We start from the raw sequence: 25,906 nt of genomic DNA, 5'->3' as shown, positions 1-25,906 counted from the left end.
AAAACGAACAGGGACCTTTGATGATCAAGCTGACCCCTCGCCAGTCGGAAATCCTCGCCTTCATCAAGCGCTGCCTTGAAGACAACGGCTACCCGCCGACGCGTGCCGAAATCGCTCAGCAGCAGGGTTTCAAATCGCCCAACGCCGCAGAGGAGCACCTCAAGGCTCTGGCTCGCAAAGGCGCCATCGAAATGACGCCCGGTGCCTCTCGCGGGATACGTATTCCGGGCTTCGAACCGGCTACCGAGGACAACGGCCTTCCGGTAATCGGCCGGGTTGCTGCCGGTGCGCCAATTCTGGCGCAGCAACATGTCGAAGAATCTTGCCATATCGATCCTTCATTTTTCCAGCCGAAGGCTGATTACCTATTGCGCGTCCACGGTATGAGCATGAAGGATATCGGCATATTGGATGGGGATCTGCTAGCGGTCCACACCACGCGTGAAGCACGAAATGGCCAGATTGTCGTGGCCCGAATCGATGACGAAGTGACCGTTAAACGTTTCAAACGTGAAGGCAGCAAGGTCTGGCTGCTCGCCGAAAACTCAGCGTTTGCGCCTATCGAGGTCGATCTTGAGCAGCAAGAGTTGGTTATTGAAGGTTTGAGCGTCGGCATAATACGCCGCTAAGGAGAGGTTCATGCAGTACCATCCCCAACCCACCGCAGGCAAACCACCGCAGCTTTCCTTGTTCGAAGGGTTGATCGCGCATCGCCTGACGTCGTTCGAAGCGGTAACGCATCCCGCCCCCAAGCCCGCCGACGACTGCCTGAGTGAAATGACTCTGACCGGTAGCGGGGATCACTGCCGCCAGTTGCTGGCTCCCATGCTGCGCGAGCTCAGTGAGGCAGCGGATACTCGCTGGCTCACGTTGATTGCACCACCTGTGTCACTTTCACCGAATTGGCTGCGAGAAACCGGGCTGAATCGTGACCGCATTCTGCTGCTCCAAGCCCGCGAAAGCCAGACTGCGCTTGAGCTGGCATGCAAGGCGTTGGTATCGGGCTGCAGCCACACGGTGATTACCTGGTTCCCCCGCATCGACAAGGCGGGCCGTCTGAAACTGCGCGTGGCGGCAGCCCAGGGCAACGCACTAAGTTTGAACATACGCCTGGGTAGCTAATACGCCCCAGCCACTCGGCATAAGGATGTGCCGAAACCCGCCAGGAGCCGCAAAGGCGACCAGACATTTTCAGCCCTCAATGCAATACGCGTGGCCCTTCTTCCTCCCGCTCGAAATCACCGTCGGATACGCGCCCCGCCATCTGCACGCCGATGTTGAACATGGCCTTGGCGATTTCGACATGCTGACCTTGCAGAAACACCTTGGCATCGTCAGAAAAATCCAGCGTGACCAATATGCCTTCGTCCTCGGCACGACGCAGCACAATGCTGCCGTCGGGTAGCTCGACGATTTCCAGAAAAGACGTTGGCATGGGCATGCTCCCCTTGAAACGGCGCATTGTACCAGCCGACCGCCCAGGCGGCAGCCTTTGGGTTTAACGGCCAAAAACACGATACTGAACTGCGACACAGTCCCTCGCAGGCGGGAAGCAGATGCGCAGTAACGCGACGGCACAGTAGGATGTGCTGCCTATAATGGACCGGACCGCAGGATGACCATAAGAACCTTGCTACTGACCGCACTGGCCATGCTCGCCTTCGCCGGCAATTCGCTGCTTTGTCGCGCAGCTTTGCGGGACAGCCAGATCGATCCGGCCAGCTTCACTGCGCTGCGCCTATTTGCCGGTGCACTGGTGTTGTGGCTTTTGTTGCGCATGCGTAGCAGGTCCTATTCAAGCTCAGGCAGCTGGCGGGGCGCCCTCGCACTCTTCGCCTATGCGACTTCGTTCTCTTATGCCTACCTCAACCTTGACGCTGGCGCCGGCGCGCTGCTGCTGTTCGCAGCCGTGCAGCTAAGCATGATCACCTGGGGGATGCTGCACGGTGAACGCTTGCACCGGGGACAAACCGCCGGAATGCTCCTGGCAGGAGCAGGACTGCTTGTGCTTCTGCTGCCCGGAACGAACACACCGCCGCTATCGGCATCACTTTTGATGGTGCTGGCAGGAGCGGCGTGGGGGGCCTATTCGCTACTGGGTAAAGGGACGCCGGACTCACTTGCCGCTACTGCGGGCAATTTCATTCGCACCCTACCATTCGCCATCCTGTTATGCCTGCTTGTGTTGAACACGCTGGAGTGGGACAGCGCCGGATTGATCTATGCGCTGCTGTCTGGCGGTTTGGCCTCCGGAATCGGTTACGCCATCTGGTACGCAGCGCTCCCCGGCTTGGGGGCCATCCAGGCGGCCAGCGTGCAACTGAGCGTGCCACTTCTTACCGCCTTGGCGGGGAGCCTGCTGCTAGGGGAGCCCTTGACCGGGAAATTGCTGGTCGCCGGCCTTGCGATTCTAGGTGGCATTGCGCTGGCCGTGCGTCTTAAACCAAGCACTTGACCCTGTGCCAGACACCGCACCGCTGCACGTCTATTTGCTTACCACTCGGTCAGCGACTCGCGAAAGCGTAAGGCCAGCGCTTTCAGGCTGCTTCGCCAGGCCTCCAGTTCTTCACGCGTCAGCGCCGGCAGTTGCGCATCCACCCTGACCGCCTCGATCAACGGCATGGCTGGATCGGTCTTGGCCTTGGCGGGAGCACGGGGTGGCTCGAAGAGTGCCGAGTAGGCTTTCAGCAATTGTGCCAGCCAGGTGTCAGGCTGCTCGGCCAACTCGATCAGCTCGGCGAGCTCCGGGCTCGACGACGCGCCCTGCGCTGAGGACATCAGCAATAGCTCTGGACGCGGTACGCTAGCACCGGGCAGGCGGTAGTAGCCAGCAATCTCGTGACATAGCCCCAGCAGCGCGCCATACAGATGAAAAAGACTCGCCTCGCGCTCGGCCTGGATCAGGCCTGGCGCATTCAGCGCGCCTTTTTCCTCGGCCCGCCGCCAGTTCTCGAGTGCGAGTCCGGCGAAGTAGATTTTCTGGTTGGTACGGGTGTACAGCTCATGAGCCATGACGACGGTCTCCCAAGAGTTGAAACGCTACGAGCCGAAGCCGGAGCGCTAGTCCTTGGCTTCGACCTGACGCTGACGGTCATTTACCGGTGCTCTTGTCCTCTACTTTCCACTTGTTGCCATCGTAGAACGCCTTCCAACCAGTCGGCTTGCCGTTGACCTCGGTTTGTACGTACTGCTCCTTGGTCTTGCGGCTGAAGCGAATCACGGCCGGACGGCCTTGCGGGTCCTTCTGTGGCGCACTCAGCAGAAAGTGGTACTTAGGGTCGATCTCGTCCTTGTGAGGGATCAGCTCCAGCACCAGCGGCGCACGGGTCTCGCGATTCTTCGGAAACTGGCTGGCAGCGAGGAACAAACCGGAGGCGCCGTCACGCAGCACATAGGTGTCGTCGACCTTTTCACATTTAAGCTCAGGCATCTTCACCGCATCCATCTTTGGTGGAGCGGCTTCGCCATTCTTCAGCAGCTTGCGGGTGTTCTTGCATTCGGCGTTGGTGCAGCCGAAGAACTTGCCGAAGCGGCCGGTCTTGAGCTGCATTTCACTGCCGCACTTGTCGCACTCCAGGCTCGGCCCCTCGTAGCCCTTGATGCGGTACTGGCCCTCTTCGATCTCGTATCCCGCGCAATCGGGGTTGTTGCCACAGATGTGCAGCTTGTGGGTTTCGTCCAGCAGGTAAGCATCCATCGCCGTGCTGCAGATCGGGCAACGATGTTTGCCCAACAGCACGCGAGATTCGGACTCCCCTTCGTCATCAGCGGCGATCTCGTCGCCCGGAATGAGGTTGACGGTGGACTTGCAGCGTTCCTTGGGCGGCAGGCTGTAGCCGGAGCAACCGAGAAAGACCCCAGTGGAGGCTGTGCGAATCATCATCGGCCGGCCGCAAACCTTGCACGGGATGTCGGTCAGCGTGGGCTGGTTGGCACGCATCCCATTCTCGCTCGCCTCAGCCACCTCCAGCTTCTTCTTGAAGTCACCGTAGAACTCGTCGAGTACATGTTTCCACTCGCGCCCACCCTGTGCGACATCGTCGAGATTCGCTTCCATGCCGGCAGTGAAACCATAGTCCATCAGGTTGTTGAAGCTTTCCGAGAGGCGCTCGGTAACGATGTCACCCATCTTCTCGGAATAGAAGCGGCGATTATGCAGAGAGACATAGCCGCGATCCTGAATGGTCGAAATGATCGCCGCATAGGTCGACGGCCGGCCAATCCCGCGTTTTTCCATCTCCTTGACCAGACTCGCTTCCGAATAGCGCGCCGGTGGCTTGGTGAAGTGCTGGCTCGGGTCGAGCTTGAGCAGCTTCATGTCGTCGCCCTTGTTCATCTCCGGCAGCACGTCATCCTCGCCGGCCTTGCTCTGCTGCGGCATGACCTTGGTGTAACCGTCGAACTTGAGGATCCGACCCTTCGCGCGCAACTCGTAATTTCCGGCGGTCACGGTGACGCTGGTTGAAAGATACTGAGCCGGCGGCATCTGGCAGGCGACAAACTGACGCCAGATCAGGTCATAGAGGCGTTCAGCATCGCGCTCCACGCCAGACAATTGAGCGGGACGGAGATTGACGTCGGACGGGCGAATCGCTTCATGGGCTTCCTGCGCGCCTTCCTTGCTGGAGTAGAAGTTCGGTCTCTCCGGCAGGTACTTGTTGCCGAATTCGTCCTCGATGAAGCTGCGCACCATGCTCAGGGCATCGGCCGACAGGTTGGTCGAGTCGGTACGCATATAGGTGATGTAACCCGCCTCGTAGAGCCGCTGGGCCATCATCATGGTTTTCTTCACGCCGAAACCTAAACGGTTGCTCGCCGCCTGTTGCAGCGTAGAGGTGATGAACGGCGCGGACGGCTTGCTGCTGGTCGGCTTGTCTTCACGCTTGGTGACGCTGTAACTGGAATCCTTGAGCTGCTCGAGCGCGGCCATAGCATGCGCTTCGTTGAGCGGCTTGAAGGCCTCGCCGTTCTCGCGTGCAACCTCGAAGCGCACTTTGGCGTTTTTGGCCGTGGCCAGGTCAGCATGAACTTCCCAGTACTCTTCCGGAACGAAGGCGCGGATCTCCCGCTCACGCTCGACCACCAGCTTGACCGCAACCGACTGCACACGCCCAGCTGACAGGCCGCGCGCAATCTTCTGCCACAGCAGCGGCGACACCATGTAGCCAACAACCCGATCAAGGAAACGTCGCGCCTGCTGTGCATTGACTCGGTTGATATCCAGATCGCCTGGTTTTGAGAAGGCGTCCTGGATCGCCTTCTTGGTGATCTCGTTGAACACCACGCGCTTGTAGCGGCTGTCGTCGCCACCAATGGATTCGCGCAGATGCCAGGCGATGGCCTCCCCCTCTCTATCCAAGTCGGTCGCGAGATAGATGGTGTCGGCTTCCTTGGCCAGACGGCGCAGTTCCTCGATGACCTTTTCCTTGCCGGGCAGGATCTCGTACTTGGCCTTCCAGCCGTGCTCCGGGTCGAGCCCCATGCGGGTGATGAGTTGACGCTTGGCCTTCTCCTTCGGCGACAGCGCAGGCGCTTCGGCGGCCGCAGCCTTGCCGCGCTTGACCGGCTCCTTGTTGGCAGAGCCGCTGGTAGGAAGGTCGCGGATATGGCCGATACTCGACTTCACCACGTACTGGTTGCCCAAATACTTGTTGATTGTCTTGGCCTTGGCCGGTGATTCCACGATGACCAGCGATTTACCCATGGAGAGGAAAGTTCCTGAATCTAGAGGTGAACAGAGGCGGCGCCTCCGACAGTTTGAATACCCGCACCGGGGCTAAACGGCAAGGCATCAGCGTACGTTAGTGCGCGTTTTGCGAACGGGCCGACCTGACAGAAAAATCGCCCTGCCCGGCTCCGCCTAGTGCGAATCAGAGCAGCCGTTCGATGCCATCCAGCGAACAGCAAGGTTTAAGCTCTGTCTGAAAAGCACCGCTATATATAGTGGCGATGGAGGTGAGGTCAAGCGCGGACCTGGTGGCCGCTAGCCAGCTCAACCTTCGAAAACGCTCGTTTCGGCTTCGATCAATGCGAAACGCGGGACCGTTTCGCCGTTGACTTCGACAGTCTCGATGAACATCGACAACGGGCGCACCCAGAGTCCACGTTCCCCATACAGCGCCTGGTAGAACACCACCGGCTCCTCGGTCTCGGAGTGCCGCGCAACAGCGAAAACGCGATATTCCGGCCCCTTGTAATGGCGATAACGCCCCGGCTGCAACTGCATGCCTACCTCCACACAAATACAAAAAAGAAAAACCGGGGCACCAGGCCCCGGCTTCCATGCACCGGCTGACAATCATATTCCCGCTCAGTCGCGAGATTGGCTGTCAGCCTAGCGCAGTCATTTGCATCTGTCTGTTAGACGCGTTCGAAGACCGTACTGATCCCCTGGCCCAAACCGATACACATGGTGGCGATACCAATCGTACCGTTGTTCTGCTTCATCACGTTCAGCAGGGTGCCAGAGATACGCGCACCGGAGCAGCCGAACGGGTGACCCAGGGCGATCGCGCCGCCGTGCAGGTTGACCTTCTCTTCCATCTTGTCGAGCAGCTTGAGGTCCTTGAGCACCGGCAGTGCCTGTGCAGCGAAGGCTTCGTTCAGCTCGACGTGGCTGATGTCGTCCATGGTCAGACCGGCGCGCTTGAGCACCTTCTGGGTGGACGGCACCGGGCCGTAACCCATGATTGCCGGGTCGACACCAGCCAGTGCCATGGCGCGAACCACGGCCAGCGGCTGGATGCCGAGATCCTTGGCGCGCTGGGCGGACATGACGATCATGCAGGACGCGCCGTCGGTGATCTGCGAAGACGTACCTGCAGTCACGGTGCCGCCCTTCGGGTTGAACGCAGGCTTCAGCGCAGCCAGGCTTTCCAGGGTGGTGTCCGGACGGATGGTTTCGTCGTAATCGAAGACCTTGAGGAAGCCGTCCTCGTCATAGCCTTCCATCGGGATGATTTCATCCTTGAAGTTGCCTTCCAGCGTGGCCTTGTGCGCCAGGCGGTGCGAACGCTCACCAAAGGCGTCCTGCTGCTCGCGGGTGATGCCGTGCATCTTGCCCAGCATTTCGGCAGTCAGGCCCATCATGCCGGACGCTTTCGCGGCGTACAGCGACAGCTGCGGGTTCGGGTCGACACCGTGCATCATGCTGACGTGGCCCATGTGCTCCACACCACCGATGACGAACACGTCACCGTTGTTGGTCTGGATGGCCTGCACGGCAGTGTGCAGGGCGCTCATGGACGAACCGCACAGACGGCTCACGGTCTGGCCGGCGCTGGTGTGCGGGATACGCGTCATCAGCGAAGCCATGCGGGCGATGTTCCAGCCCTGCTCGAGGGTCTGGTTCACGCAGCCCCAGATCACGTCCTCGACTTCGGCCGGGTCGATCTTCGGGTTGCGCGCCAGCACGCCGTCGATCAGGTGTGCGGACATGGTTTCAGCGCGGGTATTACGGTGCATGCCGCCCTTGGAGCGCCCCATCGGGGTGCGACCGAAGTCGACGATGACTGCATCTCTTGGATTCAGGCTCATGAATTCTCTCTCCCTCGATTAACCGTAGAAGCGCTGGCCGTTGGCAGCCATCTCACGCAGCTTCGCGGTCGGGTGGTACAGCGGGCCCAGGTCGGCGTACTTGTCGGCCATCGCGACGAACTCGGCGACGCCGATCGAATCGATGTAGCGCAGCGCACCACCACGGAAGGGTGGGAAGCCAATGCCATAGATCAGGCCCATGTCAGCTTCGGCAGCGGTCTCGACGATGCCGTCTTCCAGGCAGCGCACGGTTTCCAGGCACAGAGGGATCATCATGTAGTTGATGATGTCCTCGTCGGACAGCTCGCGAGTCTCGGCAACGATCGGCTTGAGCAGCTCGTAGGCCTGGGCATCGACGACCTTCTTCGGCTTGCCCTTCTTGTCCATCTCGTAGGCGTAGAAGCCCTTGCCGTTCTTCTGGCCGAGACGGTTGGCCTCGTACATGACGTCGACAGCCGTGCGGGTGTCGTCCTTCATGCGATCCGGGAAGCCTTCAGCCATCACGTCACGGCCGTGGTGGCCGGTGTCCATGCCGACGACATCCATCAGATAAGCCGGACCCATGGGCCAGCCGAACTTCTCCATCACCTTATCAGCGCGAACGAAGTCGACACCGTGGGCGATGGCGCGGGCGAAGCCGCCGAAGTACGGGAACAGCACGCGGTTGACCAGGAAGCCCGGGCAATCGTTGACCACGACCGGGCTCTTGCCCATCTTCTTGGCGTAGGCGACGGTGGTGGCGATGGCGGTTTCGCTGGTCTTCTCACCACGGATCACTTCCACCAGCGGCATCATGTGCACCGGGTTGAAGAAGTGCATGCCGCAGAAGTTTTCCGGACGCTTGAGCGCCTGAGCCAGGTAGCTGATGGAAATGGTGGAGGTGTTCGACGCGATGATCGCGTCTTCGCGTACGTGGCCTTCCACCTCGGCCAGCACGGCATGCTTGACCTTCGGGTTCTCGACCACGGCTTCCACGACGATGTCGACATGGCCGAAGTCGCCATAGGACATGGTCGGACGGATCGCGTTGAGCGCCTGCGCCATCTTGTCGGGAGTCAGACGGCCTTTTTCGACACGCTTGCCGAGCAGCTTGGAGGCCTCGTCCAGACCCATCTGGATACCCTCTTCGCGGATATCCTTCATCAGGATCGGCGTGCCCTTGAGGGCCGACTGGTAGGCAATACCGCCGCCCATGATGCCGGCGCCGAGCACGGCGGCCAGCTTCACGTCACGCGCCTGCTTGTCATAGGCCTTGGCTTTTTTCTTCAGTTCCTGATCGCTGAGGAACAGTCCCACCAGGCTCTGTGCAACCGAGGTCTTGGCCAGCTTGACGAAGCCGGCAGCCTCGACTTCGATGGCCTTGTCACGGCCGAAGTTGGCCGCTTTCTGGATGGTCTTGATCGCCTCGACCGGGGCCGGGTAGTTCGGACCCGCCTGACCGGCAACGAATCCCTTGGCGGTTTCGAAGGCCATCATCTGCTCGATGGCGTTGAGCTTGAGCTTGTCCAGTTTCGGCTGACGCTTGGCCTTGTAGTCCAGCTCGCCGGAAATGGCGCGCTTGACCAGATCCAGTGCAGCGGCCTGCAGCTTGTCCGGGGCGACCACGGCATCGACTGCATGAACCTTGAGCGCGTCTTCGGCGCGGTTTTCCTTGCCAGATGCGATCCACTCGACGGCGTTATCGACACCGATCAGACGCGGCAGACGCACGGTGCCGCCGAAGCCCGGGTAGATGCCCAGCTTCACTTCCGGCAGGCCGACCTTGGCGGCGGTGGACATGACCCGATAGTCCGCCGCCATGCACATCTCGAAACCGCCACCCAGGGCGATGCCGTTGATGGCAGCGACGGTCGGAACACCGAGGTCTTCGAAATCACTGAAGATCTTGTTGGCTTCGAGGTTGCCGGCCACCAGCTCTTCGTCCGACAGCTTGAAGTTATCGACGAACTCGGTGATGTCGGCACCGACGATGAACATGTCCTTGCCGCTGGTGACGATCACGCCCTTGACCGAAGTGTCAGCCTTGATGGCGTCGACGGCCTGGCGCAAATCGTTGAGGGTTAGGCGATTGAACTTGTTGACGGACTCACCCTTGAGGTCGAAATTCAATTCGACGATGCCGCTCTCAAGAGCCTTAACCGTGATGGCTTTACCTTCGTAAATCATCAACTGATCTCCACGGTATGGAAGCTGAACGTTACGTGTCGCACGTCATCGGCCCGAAGACCGTCACCGTTACCGGTGAAACGACACCCACCGACACGATAAACCGGGCTGACGGCATTTGCGTGGCAAACGCTCGATTCATACGCCCGTTTGATTTGGGTGAGCACACCTTCTTTGAAAAGCACCGGGATGTCAATCGACAGGCCAAGCCGCAAAGACGCTTCACCCCGGCCGAGACCAACAAGCCTAGCCAAGACCCGGCTCGCGCGCAGCCAGCAGGCCCAGCTTTTATTGCATGGACGGTCATTCATGCAACTGATCGCCGGCCCCATCGTTGATGGACCACGGCCTACACGCACCGTCACAACTGTCTGGGCACCTTGTACACTGGGCGCTGTTAGCCAAATTTCGTACAGCTGCGCCAGTTCGCAGCCGCGCTTCAGGAGTGATGCATGTCCGCCCCCATTGCCCGCGTCGATACAGGCCTGGATCCGTACAAATGGCTGGAAAACCGCGACGCGCCCGAGGTGCTCGAATACCTGAGGGCAGAGAACGCCTATCTGGAAGAACAGCTGGCTGAGCACGCTCAACTGCGTGAATCGCTGTTTCAAGAGATTAAAAGCCGTATCCGTGAGACCGACCTTTCGCTGCCGTCGCCCTGGGGGCCGTGGCTGTATTACCAGCGCACCACTGCCGGCGATGAGTATCCACGCCATTACCGCTGCCCACGGCCGGCAGATGGCTCATTCATTGTCGATGAAAATCAGCAGCAATTGCTGCTTGATCCCAACGAACTGGCCGCAGGTGGCTTCCTCTCGCTGGGTGCGTTCAGCGTCAGCCAAGATCACCGCAAACTGGCCTACAGCCTCGATACTCAGGGCGATGAGATTTATCAACTGTTCGTCAAGGATCTGAGCACAGGCGCAGTGACCGCCCTGCCCTTCGATGACTGCGACGGCAGCATGACCTGGGCCAACGATAGCCGGACTCTGTTCTTCGGCGAACTGGACGACACCCATCGCCCCCACAAGATCTACCGCCACCGGCTGGGCGACAACGAGCGCACGGAGGTCTATCACGATCCGGACGGGCGCTACTTCGTGCACTGCTACCGGACCAGCTCCGAACGCCAACTGGTGATCCTTTCGAACAGCAAGACCACCAGCGAAGCCTGGGTGCTGTCAGCGGATGAGCCCGAGGGAAACTGGATTTGTCTTGCTCCTCGCCAAGAGGACCACGAGTACTACCCCGACCATGGCCTTCTCGATGACGAGTGGAGCTGGTTCATACGCAGCAATCAGGCCGGCATCAATTTCGCGTTGTACCAGGCGTCGGAGCACATGCCGCAACGCGAGCACTGGCACGAGCTGATCGGCCACAACGACGCAGTGATGCTCGAAGACGTCAGCTTGAACGAAAATGCAGTCACGCTGAGCCTGCGCGAAGCCGGGTTACCAATCATCGAGGTGCGCCCAGCAACTGGCGCACCCTACCGGCTGCAACTGCCGGATGCCGCCTACAGCCTCCAGGTACACAACACGCTTGAATTCGATAGTCCGGTGATCCGGCTGCGCTACGAAGCACTGAACCGCCCGGCTCAGATTCGCCAGCTGAACCTCTCCGACGGCAAGCAGGAGGTACTCAAGGAGACTCCGGTCGAAGGCCCCTTCGACGCCGATGCCTATGAGAGCCGACGTATCTGGGCAACAGCCGACGATGGCACTCAGGTGCCGATCAGCCTGGTCGGCCGCCGCGAGCAATTCGGCACACCCGCGCCCCTGTATCTTTATGGCTACGGCGCCTACGGCCACAGCCTGGACCCCTGGTTTTCTCATGCGCGGCTGTCGCTGCTCGATCGCGGTTTCATCTTCGCCATTGCCCATGTGCGCGGCGGCGGCGATCTTGGCGAGGCCTGGTACCGGGCCGGCAAGCTGAAGCACAAGCCGAACACCTTCAGCGATTTCATTGCCTGCGCCGAGAAACTGATAACCGACCGCTACACCGAACCGGCTCGACTCGCCGTCAGCGGCGGGAGCGCCGGCGGCCTGCTGATCGGCGCCGTGCTCAATCTGAGGCCGGACCTCTTCGGTGCGGCGATCGCCGAAGTGCCCTTCGTCGACGTCCTGAACACCATGCTCAACGCCGATCTGCCGCTGACGGTGACCGAATACGACGAATGGGGCGACCCGAATCAGCCCGAGGTGCATGCGCGCATCAAGGCCTACGCGCCCTATGAGAACGTACGCAGTCAGCCTTACCCGGCAATGCTTGTGGTGGCCGGCTACAACGACAGCCGCGTGCAGTACTGGGAGGCCGCCAAGTGGGTCGCCAAGCTGCGCGCCACCAAGACCGATGGCAACCTACTGCTACTGAAAACCGAATTCGGTGCCGGCCACGGCGGCATGAGCGGTCGTTATCAGGCGTTGAAGGACGTGGCGCTGGAATATGCCTTTGTGCTCAAGGTCTTTGACAGGACAACCCGCTAGCAGCGGTGCTGCACAGTTGCCGCCCGCGCCTTGCTGGCGGCGCGGCCTAGCCGACTTGCGGTCGGAACGAGACCCGCGCGCGGGGGTCATCTATCACACCAATGTTTCGGAGTGATTACCCATGAGCAGGACATCTGACCAGGCTTCACAGAACGTGCACGGCTGGGAGCGCGCAGCATCGATCATCGGCGGCCTGTACTTCCTCGGTAAAGGCCTGGGTCGCGGCGGCTTGGGTGGCGTCCTGCAGCTGGCGGTAGGCGGGATGGCATTGGCGCGAGGCGTTTCCGGCCAGTGCGAAGCCAAGCGCATGCTCAGTGAGGTGAACGAACAAGCCAGAATGGCCGAGGGCAATTCACGAAGCATGCCGCTCGAGCGCAGCGAGGCAGATGACGTGCGCCTGAAAACCAATGCCCAGGCGGCCACCGGCACTGCTACGGTGACCGGCAACGACTCGCTCGACAATCCGCGCGCGGGCGTCTGAGCAAAGCGTCGCGGGTGCCCGCGGCTCTCCAGTCTGTAGGGCCGAATTCAGTCGGCCGCAGAGTTGCGAAGGCCGAACACGTTCGGCCCTACGGCTCTCTAACCCGAAGAGCGAGCCGCGTCGCGACCATGACGAAACGGCAACAGGCCCTAGGCGAAGCCAAATCCGCCCGGATCAGCGCTGGGCACCGCTAGTCGCTGGGCACGACGATCAGTCCGGCACGTTCGCCAATTGCAACATCAGCTAGCGGAAACAGGATGCGTGCCTCCTGCTCTTCGGCCACCCAGCGCGCGCCGTTTTCATCCTCCGCTAGCAAGGTTCCGGGCGACAACGGCGTGAAATTCTGGATATCTGCCGGTACACGCAGGACGAACTGTTCGCTGCACTTGATGATTTCTCGCGCCAGGCGAAATTTCAACAACGGTCGCGGCGGGTCCGTCCGCACAGGCTCAGCCGCCTCGATCCAGGCCTGTGCAGCCTGCAGAAATTCATCGAGACACTCAGGCCATACGCCCTCTGGGGCTTCGGCCATTTCCAGCGTAAAAGCCTCAGCTCCATGTCGCGTCGCCGTGTGAGCACTGAAGGTACCGGAAGGCTTTTCCTGAAATAGCACCGCATCGACCGCAGCGTGCTGAAGACGTGTCAGGCTTTGCGGGGCGACTTCGCGACCGTCTACCCAAGGGCAGACGGCGAACTGCGGCAGCACCGAGGCACGCATGGCCGAGTGCAGGTCGTAATGCCAGCGCCGACGGCCAGGCTCTTGAAAGAACGCTGCAACCCAATCCTCCAGCTGCGCCGCGCGGCGCGTCTCGTCGCCAGGCTCGCTGGCCGCGTGCTTGCCACAAAAAAGCCGGTTCAGATCCTGGCCTAAGCGACGCACGCCCTGCCGCATGGCGGGCGGGTTGCAGAACAGCAACAACAGCCGCGCGCGGGGGCGGATCTCGTTGCGCGCGATCGCCCGTATCAAGCGATCCAGTAGCTCAATCGGAATGATTTCACAGCCATGCACGCCCGCCGACAGCACCAGATCAAGCCCCGCATCCTGACCGCGCGCCGGAGTGACCGCCAAGGCGCCCTCTCCCAGCCATTGCAGCCGGGCCCCGCCATCAGTGAACTGCACGCTCTCAGCCGGCACCTGAGCGCAAACCGTCAGCGCCAACAGCCTACCCAGCGTCGGCATTTCGGCGCTGTCAGTGGTCGTGGTTACAGTCTGGACCATGAACGTGCTCGTCCTCGCCGGACTCAACCGGTTCCATCTCAAGCTCAAGGCTGACCAAATTGGTCGCCAGCGGACGCAGCAGCAGATTGGCGTACTCGGTGTCGCCGTCCTCCACGTCGACGCCGATCATCAGCTGGTTGTTGCCGACTTGCTGGATCCAGACCTCCCGCCCCTGCCACATGACGGCAAAACGAGTGCACGACGTCTCAAGCTGGGTGCCGTCTACGTCTTCGAGGATCAGTTGCAGGCTATCGCTCATACTCAACACTCTCGATAAGGAAAAAGGGCAGGACAATCACTGCCCTGCCGGTAAGACTATGCCTCAGGCCTGGCTCAGTTTTGCCGCAGCGCGCTCGAAACGGGCCAGCCCTTCGGCAATGTCGGTTTCTTCGATAATCAAGCTCGGGGCCAGGCGGATCACATCGGGGCCGGCCTGCAGAATCATCAAGGCTTCACGCTCAGCCGCATCGAAGATTTCCCGCGCGCGGCCTTTCCATGCGGCATCAAGTACACAGCCGATCAGCATGCCCATGCCACGAACCTGGCTGAACAGCCCGTGACGCTGGCCGATCCCCAGCAGCCCGCGCTTGAAGCGCTCGTGCCGTTGCTTGACGCCGTTGAGCACCTCCGGCGTGTTGACAATATCGACCACCGCCTCGGCCACTGCACAGGCCAGCGGGTTACCGCCATAGGTGGTGCCATGAGTACCCACGCTGAAATGCCCAGCGATTGCATCCGTGGTCAGCATCAAGCCAATCGGAAAACCGCCGCCCAGGCTCTTGGCATTGGTCAGGATGTCCGGCGTGACGCCGTAGTTCATGTAGGCATACAGCTCGCCGGTACGGCCCATGCCGGTCTGGACTTCGTCGAAGATCAGCAGCGCGTTGTGCTGGTCGCACAGTTTGCGAGCCCCTTCCAGATACGCCTGATCAGCGGGCAGAACACCACTTTCGCCCTGAATCGGTTCCAGTACCACGGCGCAGGTCTTGTCCGAAATCGTCGCGGCGAGTGCATCGAGATCGTTATAGGGGACGTGGCTGATACCCTGTATTTTCGGCCCGAATCCGTCGGAGTACTTGGGTTGGCCACCGACGGTGACGGTAAACAGCGTCCGGCCATGGAAACTGTTCACGGCCGAGATGATCTCGCATTTCTCCGGGCCATGGTTGTCATGTGCGTAGCGGCGCGCCAGCTTGAAAGCCGCCTCGTTGGCCTCGGCGCCGGAGTTGCAGAAGAACGCCCGGTCGGCAAAGGTCGCAGCCGTGAGCTTCTTGGCCAGACGCAACGCCGGCTCATTGGTGAAGATGTTGGAGATGTGCCAGAGCTTGCCAGCCTGTTCGGTCAGTGCTGCTACCAGCGCCGGATGGGCATGACCGAGCACGTTGACGGCAATGCCACCGGTAAAGTCGATCAGCTCTCGCCCGCTCTGATCCCAGACTCGTGAACCCTGGCCACGCACGGGAATGAAGGCGGCGGGTGCGAAAGTGGGAACAATGACCTGGTCGAAATCAGCGCGTTCTACCGGGGGGTGCGGGGCGGACATCAGGACTCTCCTGGAATGCGACACGAATAGGAAATAAAACGCCCCATCATGGCGGGGCGTTGCATGCGCAGTTTAAACGCAGGCCCGCCAGCAATGGGCGGCCCGGCGAAAATTCTCTTCAGGATACGACCGACTGTTGCTGGTCGAGCTCGATGGCCTGATCCAGGGTCTCGAGCAGGGCCTTGCGGGCCTTGAGCTTGGTGTGCTTGTGCGCGGTCATGTTGATCTTCTTCAACTGAGCAGCTGTTGCCTTGGCGACGGCCATCAGCTCTCCAGCCGGGACGACCTTGTCGAGGAAACCCGCCTCCAGCGCAGCCTGTGGATCGAAGCTCTCAGCGTTAATCACTGATCGCTGAAAAGCAGGCTTGGTCAGACGATCTCGAGCCAGTTCGATACCCGAATGGTGCATGGTCATGCCGATCTGAACTTCATTGAGACCAATCTTGAAAGCGCCTTCGACACCGATGCGGTAATCGGACGAGAGCAGCAGGAAGGCACCTTTGGCAATCGCATGGCCCGGACAGGCAGCGACGATCGGGAAAGGATGAGCCAGCATTCGGCGGCTGAACTTAGAGCCCATGGTCACCAGGGCAATGGCGTTGTCCGGCCCCGAGGTCATGACCTTGAGATCATAGCCACCGGACAGAATGCCCGGCTGGCCAGTGAGGATCACCACGGCGCGGTCCTGCTCGGCGCGGTCGAAAGCCGCATTGAGCGCGTCGAACATGGCCGGAGACAGAGCGTTCGCCTTGCCGTTATTCAGCGTCAGCGTGGCGATACCGTCTTCGAGTTCGTAGGAAACCAGATCACTCATGATGAATATTCCCTGTTACTGTAAACATTCATTCCCGGACGTTACCCAGCACAACCCAAGCGGTAAAGCATCGTGACTGACCGGCAAGTCAGGGTTCGCGACTTTCATTCTACAAGCGTCGGCCACTCGGCAGGCGTCGACGGGGAGCGAGCAGGTTTGGTTTGGTCGCCGACCGTCTACGGCTCGAGTTCAAGAATGGCAAGCAGTTCGGGATGCAGGATCCTCTGCAATTGCGGATCAGCAATAAACAGTCCGTGGGACCCATCCGGGATCCCGCTACTGATCCGATATGGTGTGCCATCGGCATCGACAGTCAACTGGGACAGATCAAGATAACGAGGCTCACACGGCATCTTGCTCGAGCTCCGTAACACGACCACCTTCGGCCTGAGGTGCAAATGAGGGTGCTTCTCGAGCACCAACCCGACCTCACCCGTGTGCAGTTCCACCAGAGTTCCGACCGGAAACACGCCAAGCCAGCGGATGAACTCATGCACCAATGCTTCGTCGAACTGCTGCCCGGCACTGCTGCGCAACACGTCATACGCTGTCTGGATCGGGCGTGCGTCGTCGTAAGCTCGATGGCTGGTAATCGCATCGAAGGCGTCAACGATGGTGATCACCCGGGTCGTGAACGGGATCTGGTAGTGCGCGAGCCCTTGCGGATAACCCTTTCCGTCCAACCGCTCATGATGGCCGTGCGCCGCCTGAACCGCAGCGGCAGGAATGTCTTCCTGGTTGCACAAGGCCTGATAACCAAACGCCGGATGCAGCTTGATGTGCTGGAATTCTTCCTCGGTCAGCTTGCCTGGCTTGTTGAGGATCGTCGGGTCGATTTTCATCTTGCCCACGTCGTGCAGCAGCCCGGCGATACCCAATAGCTCGATCTTATCGTCGGCCAACCCAAGGTGCGTACCAAATCCCATAGCAAGAATGGATACAGAAAGACAATGCAGACTCGTGTAGAGATCTTGTGACTTCAGACGCGTCAGCCAGAGCATGGCGCTTTCATTACGAAGCATGCTTTCGAGGTTTCGCTTAACCAGTGCCTGACAGGCCTTGGTATCGATCGGCCGCCCATGCTGGACATCCAGTAGAACCTGATCCAGAACCAAGCTGCTGCTGCGATAGGCCTCTCGTGCTTCCTCCACCTCAAGCGAGAGCGGAATGCGGGTCATCTTGCGCGTCACGCGCAGCGGAGTCGCCGAAGGCACGATCAATTGCCCCTGATCGATCCGCACGCGCCGGGTGTCGTCAACGAACACGTAATCACAGCGTTCGCGCACCGCGTGGATATGCTCCAGCTTAAGCAGGGGGAAACCTTGAAAGAGAAAGTCTGTCTGCCGCCACGGACGATCCAACTCGCAGACATACATCCCGAGCTCTAGTTGGCTGACGTGCAGACGACGCTTGCTAGCGATCTCTACCAGCTCCGGCCGTTTACGCTTTGTTTTGAATAACTTCATCAAAGCCTTTCCTGGCTCTCAATATTCAATATTCGCTGCGCATGAATGATGCACTGCGCATGATTGCGCACAGGCACAACGATTCTTTCCGGTTCGAACCCTAGAGCAACGATAGGTTCATTGCCACGCGCGCCTCTGCGGATTTCCAACCGCACCTTAACCGCATGAAAAAACTAAAAAACTTTTTGCCATCCGAAAGCTGTTCGGCTACATTAGCGCGCCTCGACGGACATCAAATCCGGTCGAGATCCGGTGAGGTGTCCGAGCGGTTGAAGGAGCACGCCTGGAAAGTGTGTATACGAGAAATCGTATCGTGGGTTCGAATCCCACCCTCACCGCCAGACCTGATCTACCGAAGCCCCTGATTTTCCTAGCGAAAGTCAGGGGCTTCGACGTTTCAGGTATAAAAAAAGCGCTCCGGTGGGAACGCTTTGGGAATGGCCTACAGTTGTAGGGCGTGTTCCAGGATCGCGATAACGTCCGGTCCGTCCTCGTTTACCCACGTTCCGTAGTGCTGCCGGATCATGTTTCCGTTCGTGTGGCCCATCTGCTCCGCAATCCAGTCGATCGAGGCCACGCCAGTGGTCAACAGCTGGCTGGCATAGGTGTGCCGGCACTGACCAGGCCCTCGGTACCGCACGTCCGCCGCCTTTAGATGCGCCTTGAAAAAGCGATCGCGGACGCTGAAGTCGGAGACGTGCGGCTCGCTGGTGTTGGTGTTCAGGAACACGAAGTGCAGCGAGTGCTTGCGCTTGGTCTTGTTGTCCCGCTCCACCACCTCTACCTCCCGGGCCTTTCCGCCGCTGGTGAACGCCTTCGTCTTGCGCAACGCATCCAGCGCCGGTGCGAGCAACCGCACCTTGCGGGTTGAGCGCCGCGTCTTCGTCACGCGATAGGCCCCGCGCACCTTCGACCGCCGGAACGTCACCGTGCCGGCCTTGAGGTCCACATCCTCCCAGGCCAGGCCGATTGTCTCGGACACACGCGGCCCGGCCCAGATCATGAACTGCACCATCAGCAGTTCGAGGGTGCGATCGGTGTGCGTCTCCAGGATCTGCTTGATCTCCGCCCGGGTGAACGGGTCAGGATCTTCCGAATCGGGCAGCCGCACGAACAGCCCCTCGGTCGGGTCGTGGGCAACCTTTTTGCGGGTGCGGTACAGGCGAAACGTCTGCCGCACGATGCTGATGATTTCGCGGATGGTCTTGTTCTTCAGCGTGGCCGACAACGTGTCCTGGATCCACGCCTGGAGGTCCAGGTGATCGATCTTGTCGATCTGCCGATTCCCCCACTGCGGCCGTATGTGCACCTCTGCCCTGCTCGAATACCCGCGCAGCGTGGTGACCGCCACGTTGTTGCGCTGGATGCTGAGCCAGATATCCAGGTAATGGCCGAAGGTGTTCTCGGCCAGCCTGGCCGAATCCGGAAAGTGCCGCGCATAGTCGAAGGTGCCGGCCTGGATCTCGAACTCGATGATCTGAACCAGGCGCTTGGCATGTTCCTGGTTGGCGGGCGTATTGCCGCCCGGTACCGGCTCGCGGCACAACTCGCCGTCATAACGGAAATACACGCGCAGCGATTGCCCGCGGACCTCTACTCCATCTGCCATGTGCGTCCCCACGCTATCGGTGATGCGGCACTGTACGAGCGTGCCAGTGCCAGCAACAGAAAAGGCCCGTTGCCGGGCCAATAATCTGCTGGGTTGGTTTCTAGGTGAGCCACTCCGAGCGGCGGCGCCACTGGCGGCGCATTTCGTCGACCAGGTGCGCTGCGCCGGCGGCGCCTAGGTGCTTAGTGATCAGCACGCTGAGCTCGGTGATCTTGTCCGCTGTGACGTATCCATTACGTAGCCAGGCGCGTGCCTCACACTCCAGCATGGTCTGGCGGACGCCGTCAGCCACGGCGCCGCGCCTTTCGGTTGGGCTTGACGCCGCCCAGAGCGGTTGCGCGCCAACTCACGAATGTCGCGATGTTCCCGGCCTCGTCACCGATGGCTCCGATTGTGTGATCCATGATCGCGCGCAGTTCCTCAAACGTAGCGCGTTGGATGGTCTTAGTGCTTTCGACGAGGGGAAAGACCCTTCGAAAATGTGTGGCTGATCGAACAGATCGGGGTGATCGGATGCAGGCCGGCTGTCACGCAATGCCTGCATTTTCGCCACGGACGGCGCCATCGGCAGCACCACCCTTGGCGTGTCCATGCCCGATGTATTGAGCTGGTAGTCCCAGCTCTGCGAGCCCGCTAGCTGCAACCCACAGCCCAGGGTCTGACAATGGCCGTAGATGGTGCGGAATATCGGTGTTTGCCCCTCCGAGTTACGGATGCGCATCCGCCCCCACACGCCGGGCAAACCAGTTTGTAAACGCTCATCGCTTCCCCTTCCCTCAGCCGTGGCAGCGGCTGGCCTTCCTAGGGATTAATCCCTCTGCGCACGCACCAACCCACATCGATGCGTGCACAGGTACTCGTTACTGGTCGAACAGATCGCCGCTCGGCTGCACGCTGCGGCCCACGCTTTCCATGCCCGGCGCGGGGATGGCGAGCTGGTGGCAGTGCTGGGTGAGCTGGGCATACAGCGTGGCGCGGATGGCTGGCACGGTTTCGGCCTTGAGCTGGGCGATCAGCTTGGGGATCTGCCGGTGCATGGCCAGCTGGTGGTTCATGCTGAGGTACGAAGCGCCTCGGCTTTCACGCGCCTGGCGCTCCATGGCAATGAAGTAGCGGCGCACCTGGCGGCCTTGGTCGTTGTTCTCGACCATGGCCAATTCCTTCGCCATGTCCAGGGTGATGTGGTAATCGACACGGTTATGCCCGCCGCGACGTTCGTTTTTGCTCGCCAAATCCGGCGAGCAAACATCACTTTCACCACCAAAACCATTCGCCAGAATCGGCGAAAAGTCCTCGCCTTCAACGAAGCCGTATTGTTCGATTCTGGAGCGAATCCAGTTACTAAAATCGCGCCCGACCTGCATGAATTGATGAAGGTCGCGCGCATCGCACAACTGCTGCGTTCGCCCTTCGATTTCGCCCTGTAGCACCGGGATTAATTGGCCTGTGGTATTCATGTGTTCCCCTTGAGCGCAAAGGAGCGCCCGCAATGACCGATGAAGTGGATTCCCACCGCCTGCATCTACTGCTTATCGAGCAGCACGGCGCCGCCGTGGGCATCGCCCTCAGCAACGCCTACGCCATGGGTTGCCTGCTGATAGCGCAAGGCCAGGTCAAGGCTGGCGCGAAGGCTTGCGACTACGTCGTCGATACGCTCAACAACGACGGCATCCTCACGTACCTGCGGCGCCTGCGTACCGCCCGCGACCACTCGCCGATACGCATCGGCAAAGGCCTGATGGCCAACGCTGACCTTGAGCAGTTGCTCAACGCCGCCGCCCTCCACAGTGACTAGCACTGGCCATTGCTGAGGGGCGCGGTCGCTGAACCAATTTGTTGTGTCGTACAGAATCTCCGCCTGCGGCTCCTGATTTGCCCAACAGTCTGGCGCGTCATAGCAGGCCAGGTTGAACCCCAACTGCCGCAGGTGATGCCCGATGATGTGCATGGCCGCAGTTTTGCCCGAACCTGCCGGCCCGGTGATGTTGATATGCATGTATTGATGGCTCATTGCTGCTCTCCTTGTTGCCGCTTGGTGTGAAGCAGAATCACCGCCTGTACTTCCTCATGGCGTGCCGCGATGTGCTTGCGGTGCGCGGCCAGGATCGCTTCGACTTCCCGCTCATCGATGGCACCATCCTGCAGCGCATTGACGATGATCTGGTCCACCACGCCGCGCTTGGCGGTCGCCTGGAGCGAGCGGCTGTACAGCTCGATGTTGTCCAGTTCGTCCGGGTTGGCGATCGGTACGAACACGCCGCCATAGAGCGCGGTCACGTAGTCCGGCAGATGGGCGGTGCCGGCGTCCTGTTCCAGCTGGTGCAACTGCTCGTCGCTGAGCGGCTGGCAACCGTTGGTTTCGTACAGCTGGTTGTCAAACCGCTTGATCGGCAGGCCCAGGCGCGCCGCGGCGCATTCCCGGCCACCGGGGTAGCTGGCGACCACGGCCCGCATCACTTGCCGGCGGCTGTCCAGAATCTCGCGCTTCATCTTCTAGTTTTCCCTGTGGATTAAGCCGATTACGGTTAGCAGACCTTGGCGAAGGGATGCGCGAGCAGCCCGGGAATCAGCTCGACGCCGAGCTGCACGGAGAGGTCGCGCATGATGGAAAAGGCGATGCGCCCGCTTGGCAGCGTCTCGGAGCCCGCCCAGCGCTCAACCGTTTGCGTGACGGTGCGTGGGTCGTAGTTGTTAGCCAGGGCAAATTTGCGGAAGTTGAGGCCCTGCTCGATCAGCCGCGCGTGAATCTGACGCTTGTTCATGGTTCGCGGTCCCTTGTTTAGGTAATCTGTTCGCGTTGTGCATAAATTAGTTATGCGGATCAGATAAGTCAACAAGGTTTTTGGCTGAAATGAATAAAGATTCGCTAGACGCAGTGCTAGAACGAATGATGCGCTTCCTCAGGGTTACCACTGACAGCGGCCTTGCAAGGGCGCTTCCTGTGAATCGACAGACGCTAGCCGGCTGGCGCAAACGGAACAGTGTTCCTTATGGGGAATGCATAAAGTTCAGCGAAACACATGGTGTTTGCCTCGACTGGCTGTTAACCGGCAAAGGTCCAATGATGCGCGCCGAAAGCGATCACGCGCCTTCGGCAGGCGGCGAGCCAGCCAACCCTCGTGAAGAGGCCATCCTTGAGCTATACCGAGCGCTGGACGAAGACGCCCAGCGGGAAATACAGAGCGCTGCTGAGGAAAAGAAACGGCTGAAAATGCTTGAGCAGCGCGTCCAGGAGCTTGAGGCCGTTGTCGCCGATATCAAAAGGCTGGCATGATGTGTTCCCAACGGGAACGGATGGCGCGATTTAATTACCTGAAATTACCCGGTAATTACCCGGTAATTACCCGAAAATTACTTCTGGAATAATTGCCGCAGGCTTTGCGCTATGCGGGTTGCAGGCGGTTTTGAATGGATGCTAACCAAAATTACCCGATTTCGGATGCTGTTCCAGTTTCGGATTCTGGCCAGCGCTTGATGGCGAACCATAATCAGCTCTCGCTGTACCGGAGCCTGCTGCCGGAATTGCTAGCAATCAGCTTACGTGAAGTGGGGCCGCTGATGGCCCAACAGAGCCCCGCAATACCTATCGACAGCAACCTGCGTCGCGCATTGAGAGCGAGCGAGGCGCCGGCGTTCATACAGACGAAGAAAGTAGAGAGCGCCATCACCGGAAAGACAAAGCATTGCTGGTGTTTTCGTGACGGTGACAGCGCCGCCCTCGCCCTTTTTCGCTGCATTACGGAGGCTCGCCCGCGCTAAGCCTGTGACCAGCAAGGCCCCGGCCAATGCCGGGGCCTTGCCGGGTGGCTTAGGCATAGGCCGCGAAGCGTTCGATAGGTGGCTGCGCGCGATGCTGCGCCTGCCAGAGGTCATAGTCGGCCTGTACGCCCAGCCAGGTGCGGGCCTGGCCGATGCCGGCCAGCTCCAGCCGCACGGCCAGGTCCGGGCTGATCGGCGCATGGCCGTGCAGGATGCGCGACAGGGTTTCGCGGGCGAAGCCCAAACGGCGAGCCAGCTCGGCGATGCTGAGGTCGAGCTCGGGGAGCACGTCTTCGAGCAGGGTTTCGCCTGGATGTGGTGGGTTGAACATGACCATGGGAATTCCCTCCTGATCAGTGGTAGTCCAGATAATCGACCAACTCTATGTCGTGGCCAGTGAAGCGGAAGATCACGCGCCAGTTACCGCTGACCGTGAGTGACCAGAACCCGGCCAACTCCCCTTTGAGGGGGTGCAGCCGCCAGCCTGGAATATCAAGGTCAGCGGGCGCGGCGGCTCGGTCCATGAAGCCCAGCATGCGGCTCAGGCGCTTGTGGTGATCGGCACGGATCCCCTTGGTCGAGCCCGTTTCGTAGAAGACGCGCAGGCCTTTGTGCTGGAAGCTGATGATCATGGGCGCCAGTGTGATGCAGCACGTCACGCCGCGCAATATAAGACGGCCAGATAGTGCACTCGTTCACATGCACATGGGCGCGGTGTCGCGCCCTTCCCACTCTTCGTCGATCAGCTCCCAGGCCGAGCGCTGTGGCTCTGCCAGCGCGGGGGCTGGCTCGCTCAGGCGTTCTGTAGGCGTTTCCATTCCCGCTCCACGGCGCGCTGGGCGCTGCTCTTTTCGGCGTACAGGTGCAGCAGCCGCTTGGGGTTGCTCTGGTCGCCCTCGGTGAGTTTGTGCTGTTGGCCGGTCTTCTCGTCGCGGTACCAGGCGACGATGCCGGTGTAGCTCCCGGCCTCGGCCAGCTCGGCCACGTAATCGGCGTCCGGCAGTTTCGATTCCAGTTCGAGCTCGGTGGTGTAGGCGTCCGGCGTGAACCGCTGGTACACGTTGGCGCCGAGCCAGACGATGGCGGCGATCTCGCCCTTGATGCCGGTGAGGCTGTAGGTGAGCTCGGGGATCAGGTCCGGCCGGCCGCGGGCCAGGGTGTAGCTGAGCGTGGCGGCGCCGCGCTGCAGGCGGCTCCACTCGGCGCGGGCGGCGTGCAGGGCGGCCTCCTGGTCGGTGTAGGTGTGGCGCAGGTCCTTGAGGTTGTCGCCGCCGCCGGCGATGGCTTCCTTCTTCTCGGCGCTGTTGACCTCGTAATAGTAGGCGCGGGCGCCTGAGTAGCTGTTGCGATCGGCCTGCAAGAAGCGGTGGCCATCGCCATCGGCGCGGGTGAGCGTGATGTGCGGCAGCGCGGCGCCGCTGGCGGTGAGGCTTTTACCGGCGGGCATGAACAGCAGCCGGCCGGCCTTGATCGCCGCGATGGCGTCGAACTGTTCGCCCAGGCGGGTCAGCAGGTTGGCGTCTGATTCGTTGGCCTGGTCGACCTGGGCGAGCTCGATGGCCGACAGCGCGGCGCTGATGACCGGGCTCAGCCCGTAGGCGGCGGCCACGGTCTGGATGATGGCGCCGAGGGTCTGGCCGGTCCAGCTGCGCTCTTTTTTGGCCTTGAGCCCCTCGCGCAGGTCGGCGCTGCGGGCGCGGATGCTGAGCACGTCCGGCGCGCCGCTGTGCTCGGTTTCGTCCACGGTGTAGGTGCCCTTGCTCACCAGGCCGGTGTCACTCCAGCCGAGCCACAGGCCGACGGTGGCGCCCCGGGGTGGGATGGCCAGCAGGCCGTCATGGTCGCTGAGCGTGAGGGTGAGCTGGTCGGCCTCGATGCCGCGGTTGTCGGTGAGTTCGATGCTGATCAGGCGTTGCTCGATGGCGTTGGTGATGTCCTGCCCGTTGACCACCACGCGGCAGATCGGCTGCGGGTAGGCGGTGGCCTCGCGGTAGCGCGCCGCGGCCTGGTTGATGAGCGTATCGATCACAGCAGCCCCCGCAGGATGTTGCCGCCCGCGCTGATGGCGCTGCCGAGCAGATCCACGCGGCCGTCATCGAGGCGCTTGAGCAGCAGCGTGAACTCGATGCGCCTGGCCTGCCCGTCGCGGAAGAACAGCGTGCGCGTCTCGCTGAGGCTCTCGATGATCCAGGTGCCGTAGATTTTCCCGGTGCCCTCCACCAGCGGCCAGGCCTTGCCGGTGTCGGCCATGGTGCGCAGGGCATCGAGGCTCAGTTGGCTGCCGGCCAGCCCCGGCAGCAGGACGCCCGGCAGGGTGATGCTGTCATCGCCACGGCCCATGTACTGGCGCGCCGGGTTGGTGCCGATGCGGCTGGTGGAGCCGTGGCGCCATTCGGTCTGGCGCTGGAATTCCTGGTAGGCCAGGGTCTCCAGCGAAAAGATGAACATGCCGAGGGCCATCATCATGGCGGTTTACTCCTGGTCAAAAAGGGACGAGCGCGCACGGGCGCCCTGGGCCTGCTCGCGGCGGTCCAGCTCGGCCGCCACGGCGCGGGCGATGGCGTTGGCGTCCTGCCCGGGGGCGGCGTTGACGGTGATGGTGTAGGTGTTGCTGGCGGCGGCCTGCGGGGCCGCCCTGCGCGCGGCGGCGAGCGGCGGGCGGGTGTCGAACGCAACATGTGCCGCTGTTTCAATCCCGGCCAGCTGTTCGGTGCCGATGAGCTCGAGGCGCGCGGTGAGATGCAGGGGCTCGAGCGGCTCAAGGAGCAGCCGCGCCGGCTGCCGCAGTGCCTCGAGCTGCGGCGCGGCCGGCAGGGCGTCACGGCGG

General features: G+C 61.1%; 30 protein-coding genes, 1 tRNA gene and 1 pseudogene. 9 read left to right on the top strand and 23 right to left on the bottom strand.

Features of this window, described 5'->3' with window-relative positions:
• Positions 1 to 20: 20 nt before the first annotated feature.
• Positions 21 to 629 (top strand): transcriptional repressor LexA, encoded by a 609-nt coding sequence (gene lexA, locus NA637_RS15300; protein ID WP_256073234.1) that lies wholly within the window; start codon positions 21 to 23, stop codon positions 627 to 629.
• Positions 630 to 639: 10 nt separating this feature from the next.
• Positions 640 to 1,122, top strand: coding sequence for an SOS-induced cell division inhibitor SulA (gene sulA, locus NA637_RS15295; protein WP_256073221.1), 483 nt, complete (start codon positions 640 to 642; stop codon positions 1,120 to 1,122).
• A gap of 76 nt (positions 1,123 to 1,198) precedes the next feature.
• On the opposite strand, the gene NA637_RS15290 is transcribed toward sulA, so the two are convergent.
• A complete protein-coding gene (locus tag NA637_RS15290; RefSeq protein ID WP_256073220.1) occupies positions 1,199 to 1,435 on the bottom strand; it encodes a hypothetical protein in 237 nt (78 codons plus the stop codon).
• Between the two features lie 180 nt (positions 1,436 to 1,615).
• On the opposite strand from NA637_RS15290, the gene NA637_RS15285 reads away from it, so the two are divergent.
• A complete protein-coding gene (locus NA637_RS15285; RefSeq protein ID WP_256073219.1) occupies positions 1,616 to 2,455 on the top strand; it encodes a DMT family transporter in 840 nt (279 codons plus the stop codon).
• Between the two features lie 38 nt (positions 2,456 to 2,493).
• Here the strand turns inward: NA637_RS15285 and NA637_RS15280 are convergent, their stop codons facing one another.
• The 5 genes from NA637_RS15280 to fadB all read right to left on the bottom strand — a co-directional run bounded on the left by NA637_RS15280 (position 2,494) and on the right by fadB (position 9,702).
• A complete protein-coding gene (locus tag NA637_RS15280; RefSeq protein WP_256073218.1) occupies positions 2,494 to 3,012 on the bottom strand; it encodes a DUF6586 family protein in 519 nt (172 codons plus the stop codon).
• A gap of 79 nt (positions 3,013 to 3,091) precedes the next feature.
• Complete coding sequence (gene topA, locus NA637_RS15275; RefSeq protein ID WP_256073217.1) at positions 3,092 to 5,704, bottom strand: type I DNA topoisomerase; 2,613 nt, start codon at positions 5,702 to 5,704, stop codon at positions 3,092 to 3,094.
• Positions 5,705 to 5,992: 288 nt separating this feature from the next.
• The gene (locus NA637_RS15270; protein WP_041014253.1) at positions 5,993 to 6,226 is read right to left on the bottom strand and encodes a DUF1653 domain-containing protein; all 234 of its coding nucleotides are present in this window, start codon (positions 6,224 to 6,226) and stop codon (positions 5,993 to 5,995) included.
• A gap of 134 nt (positions 6,227 to 6,360) precedes the next feature.
• Positions 6,361 to 7,536: an acetyl-CoA C-acyltransferase FadA gene (gene fadA / locus NA637_RS15265; RefSeq protein WP_003285577.1), complete on the bottom strand. Its 1,176-nt coding sequence runs from the start codon at positions 7,534 to 7,536 to the stop codon at positions 6,361 to 6,363.
• Positions 7,537 to 7,554: 18 nt separating this feature from the next.
• Positions 7,555 to 9,702 carry a fatty acid oxidation complex subunit alpha FadB gene (gene fadB, locus NA637_RS15260; protein WP_256073216.1) on the bottom strand — a complete coding sequence of 716 codons (2,148 nt, stop codon included), beginning with the start codon at positions 9,700 to 9,702 and terminating at the stop codon, positions 7,555 to 7,557.
• Between the two features lie 17 nt (positions 9,703 to 9,719).
• Between fadB and NA637_RS15255 the strand changes: the two genes are divergently transcribed.
• From NA637_RS15255 to NA637_RS15245, 3 genes are all read left to right on the top strand, one after another.
• On the top strand, positions 9,720 to 10,040 hold the full coding sequence (locus NA637_RS15255; RefSeq protein ID WP_256073215.1) for a hypothetical protein: 321 nt from the start codon (positions 9,720 to 9,722) through the stop codon (positions 10,038 to 10,040).
• Positions 10,041 to 10,154: 114 nt separating this feature from the next.
• The gene (locus NA637_RS15250) at positions 10,155 to 12,188 is read left to right on the top strand and encodes a S9 family peptidase (RefSeq protein WP_256073214.1); all 2,034 of its coding nucleotides are present in this window, start codon (positions 10,155 to 10,157) and stop codon (positions 12,186 to 12,188) included.
• A 121-nt stretch (positions 12,189 to 12,309) separates the two neighbouring features.
• Positions 12,310 to 12,669 carry a YgaP-like transmembrane domain gene (locus tag NA637_RS15245; RefSeq protein ID WP_064482055.1) on the top strand — a complete coding sequence of 120 codons (360 nt, stop codon included), beginning with the start codon at positions 12,310 to 12,312 and terminating at the stop codon, positions 12,667 to 12,669.
• Positions 12,670 to 12,859: 190 nt separating this feature from the next.
• Here NA637_RS15245 and NA637_RS15240 read toward each other — a convergent pair whose 3' ends face one another.
• From NA637_RS15240 to NA637_RS15220, 5 genes are all read right to left on the bottom strand, one after another.
• A complete protein-coding gene (locus NA637_RS15240) occupies positions 12,860 to 13,849 on the bottom strand; it encodes a succinylglutamate desuccinylase (RefSeq protein WP_256073233.1) in 990 nt (329 codons plus the stop codon).
• A gap of 10 nt (positions 13,850 to 13,859) precedes the next feature.
• A complete protein-coding gene (locus NA637_RS15235) occupies positions 13,860 to 14,147 on the bottom strand; it encodes a hypothetical protein (RefSeq protein WP_045428440.1) in 288 nt (95 codons plus the stop codon).
• A 63-nt stretch (positions 14,148 to 14,210) separates the two neighbouring features.
• The gene (locus NA637_RS15230) at positions 14,211 to 15,431 is read right to left on the bottom strand and encodes an aspartate aminotransferase family protein (RefSeq protein WP_256073213.1); all 1,221 of its coding nucleotides are present in this window, start codon (positions 15,429 to 15,431) and stop codon (positions 14,211 to 14,213) included.
• A 118-nt stretch (positions 15,432 to 15,549) separates the two neighbouring features.
• Positions 15,550 to 16,245, bottom strand: coding sequence for a crotonase/enoyl-CoA hydratase family protein (locus NA637_RS15225; RefSeq protein ID WP_256073212.1), 696 nt, complete (start codon positions 16,243 to 16,245; stop codon positions 15,550 to 15,552).
• Between the two features lie 176 nt (positions 16,246 to 16,421).
• Positions 16,422 to 17,711, bottom strand: a complete 1,290-nt coding sequence (locus tag NA637_RS15220; protein ID WP_256073211.1) for an HD-GYP domain-containing protein — start codon at positions 17,709 to 17,711, stop codon at positions 16,422 to 16,424.
• A gap of 251 nt (positions 17,712 to 17,962) precedes the next feature.
• On the opposite strand from NA637_RS15220, the gene NA637_RS15215 reads away from it, so the two are divergent.
• Positions 17,963 to 18,052, top strand: a tRNA-Ser gene (locus NA637_RS15215).
• 101 nt (positions 18,053 to 18,153) lie between these two features.
• Here NA637_RS15215 and NA637_RS15210 read toward each other — a convergent pair.
• The 6 genes from NA637_RS15210 to NA637_RS15180 form a co-directional block, all read right to left on the bottom strand.
• On the bottom strand, positions 18,154 to 19,320 hold the full coding sequence (locus NA637_RS15210; protein WP_256073210.1) for an Arm DNA-binding domain-containing protein: 1,167 nt from the start codon (positions 19,318 to 19,320) through the stop codon (positions 18,154 to 18,156).
• 100 nt (positions 19,321 to 19,420) lie between these two features.
• A complete protein-coding gene (locus NA637_RS15205; protein WP_256073209.1) occupies positions 19,421 to 19,612 on the bottom strand; it encodes a DUF7696 family protein in 192 nt (63 codons plus the stop codon).
• A gap of 568 nt (positions 19,613 to 20,180) precedes the next feature.
• On the bottom strand, positions 20,181 to 20,777 hold the full coding sequence (locus tag NA637_RS15195) for an antA/AntB antirepressor family protein (protein WP_256073208.1): 597 nt from the start codon (positions 20,775 to 20,777) through the stop codon (positions 20,181 to 20,183).
• 65 nt (positions 20,778 to 20,842) lie between these two features.
• Complete coding sequence (locus tag NA637_RS15190; RefSeq protein ID WP_256073207.1) at positions 20,843 to 21,331, bottom strand: hypothetical protein; 489 nt, start codon at positions 21,329 to 21,331, stop codon at positions 20,843 to 20,845.
• Positions 21,328 to 21,810, bottom strand: coding sequence for a YmfL family putative regulatory protein (locus NA637_RS15185; protein WP_256073206.1), 483 nt, complete (start codon positions 21,808 to 21,810; stop codon positions 21,328 to 21,330). The genes NA637_RS15190 and NA637_RS15185 overlap by 4 nt, the downstream gene beginning before the upstream one ends.
• A gap of 35 nt (positions 21,811 to 21,845) precedes the next feature.
• Complete coding sequence (locus tag NA637_RS15180) at positions 21,846 to 22,082, bottom strand: hypothetical protein (protein WP_256073205.1); 237 nt, start codon at positions 22,080 to 22,082, stop codon at positions 21,846 to 21,848.
• A gap of 89 nt (positions 22,083 to 22,171) precedes the next feature.
• Here NA637_RS15180 and NA637_RS15175 point away from each other — a divergent pair, with 89 nt between their 5' ends.
• On the top strand, positions 22,172 to 22,594 hold the full coding sequence (locus NA637_RS15175; protein ID WP_256073204.1) for a helix-turn-helix domain-containing protein: 423 nt from the start codon (positions 22,172 to 22,174) through the stop codon (positions 22,592 to 22,594).
• A 134-nt stretch (positions 22,595 to 22,728) separates the two neighbouring features.
• Complete coding sequence (locus NA637_RS15170; protein WP_256073203.1) at positions 22,729 to 23,079, top strand: hypothetical protein; 351 nt, start codon at positions 22,729 to 22,731, stop codon at positions 23,077 to 23,079.
• 49 nt (positions 23,080 to 23,128) lie between these two features.
• On the opposite strand, the gene NA637_RS15165 is transcribed toward NA637_RS15170, so the two are convergent.
• The 6 genes and pseudogenes from NA637_RS15165 to NA637_RS15140 form a co-directional block, all read right to left on the bottom strand.
• Positions 23,129 to 23,416 carry a HigA family addiction module antitoxin gene (locus tag NA637_RS15165; RefSeq protein WP_256073202.1) on the bottom strand — a complete coding sequence of 96 codons (288 nt, stop codon included), beginning with the start codon at positions 23,414 to 23,416 and terminating at the stop codon, positions 23,129 to 23,131.
• Positions 23,417 to 23,432: 16 nt separating this feature from the next.
• Positions 23,433 to 23,711, bottom strand: coding sequence for a type II toxin-antitoxin system RelE/ParE family toxin (locus NA637_RS15160; RefSeq protein WP_256073201.1), 279 nt, complete (start codon positions 23,709 to 23,711; stop codon positions 23,433 to 23,435).
• Between the two features lie 63 nt (positions 23,712 to 23,774).
• The gene (locus NA637_RS15155; RefSeq protein WP_256073200.1) at positions 23,775 to 23,897 is read right to left on the bottom strand and encodes a hypothetical protein; all 123 of its coding nucleotides are present in this window, start codon (positions 23,895 to 23,897) and stop codon (positions 23,775 to 23,777) included.
• Positions 23,873 to 25,108, bottom strand: coding sequence for a phage late control D family protein (locus tag NA637_RS15150; protein ID WP_256073199.1), 1,236 nt, complete (start codon positions 25,106 to 25,108; stop codon positions 23,873 to 23,875). Before NA637_RS15150 ends, NA637_RS15155 begins: the two co-directional genes overlap by 25 nt.
• A complete protein-coding gene (locus NA637_RS15145; protein WP_256073198.1) occupies positions 25,105 to 25,545 on the bottom strand; it encodes a phage tail protein in 441 nt (146 codons plus the stop codon). Before NA637_RS15145 ends, NA637_RS15150 begins: the two co-directional genes overlap by 4 nt.
• Before the next feature lie 6 nt (positions 25,546 to 25,551).
• Positions 25,552 to 25,906 (bottom strand): annotated as a pseudogene (locus NA637_RS15140) (hypothetical protein); the annotation flags it as partial.

The sequence above is a fragment of the Stutzerimonas stutzeri genome (assembly GCF_024448935.1).
Lineage (GTDB): Bacteria > Pseudomonadota > Gammaproteobacteria > Pseudomonadales > Pseudomonadaceae > Stutzerimonas > Stutzerimonas stutzeri_AO.
This window is presented reverse-complemented; position numbering and strand designations above follow the sequence as displayed.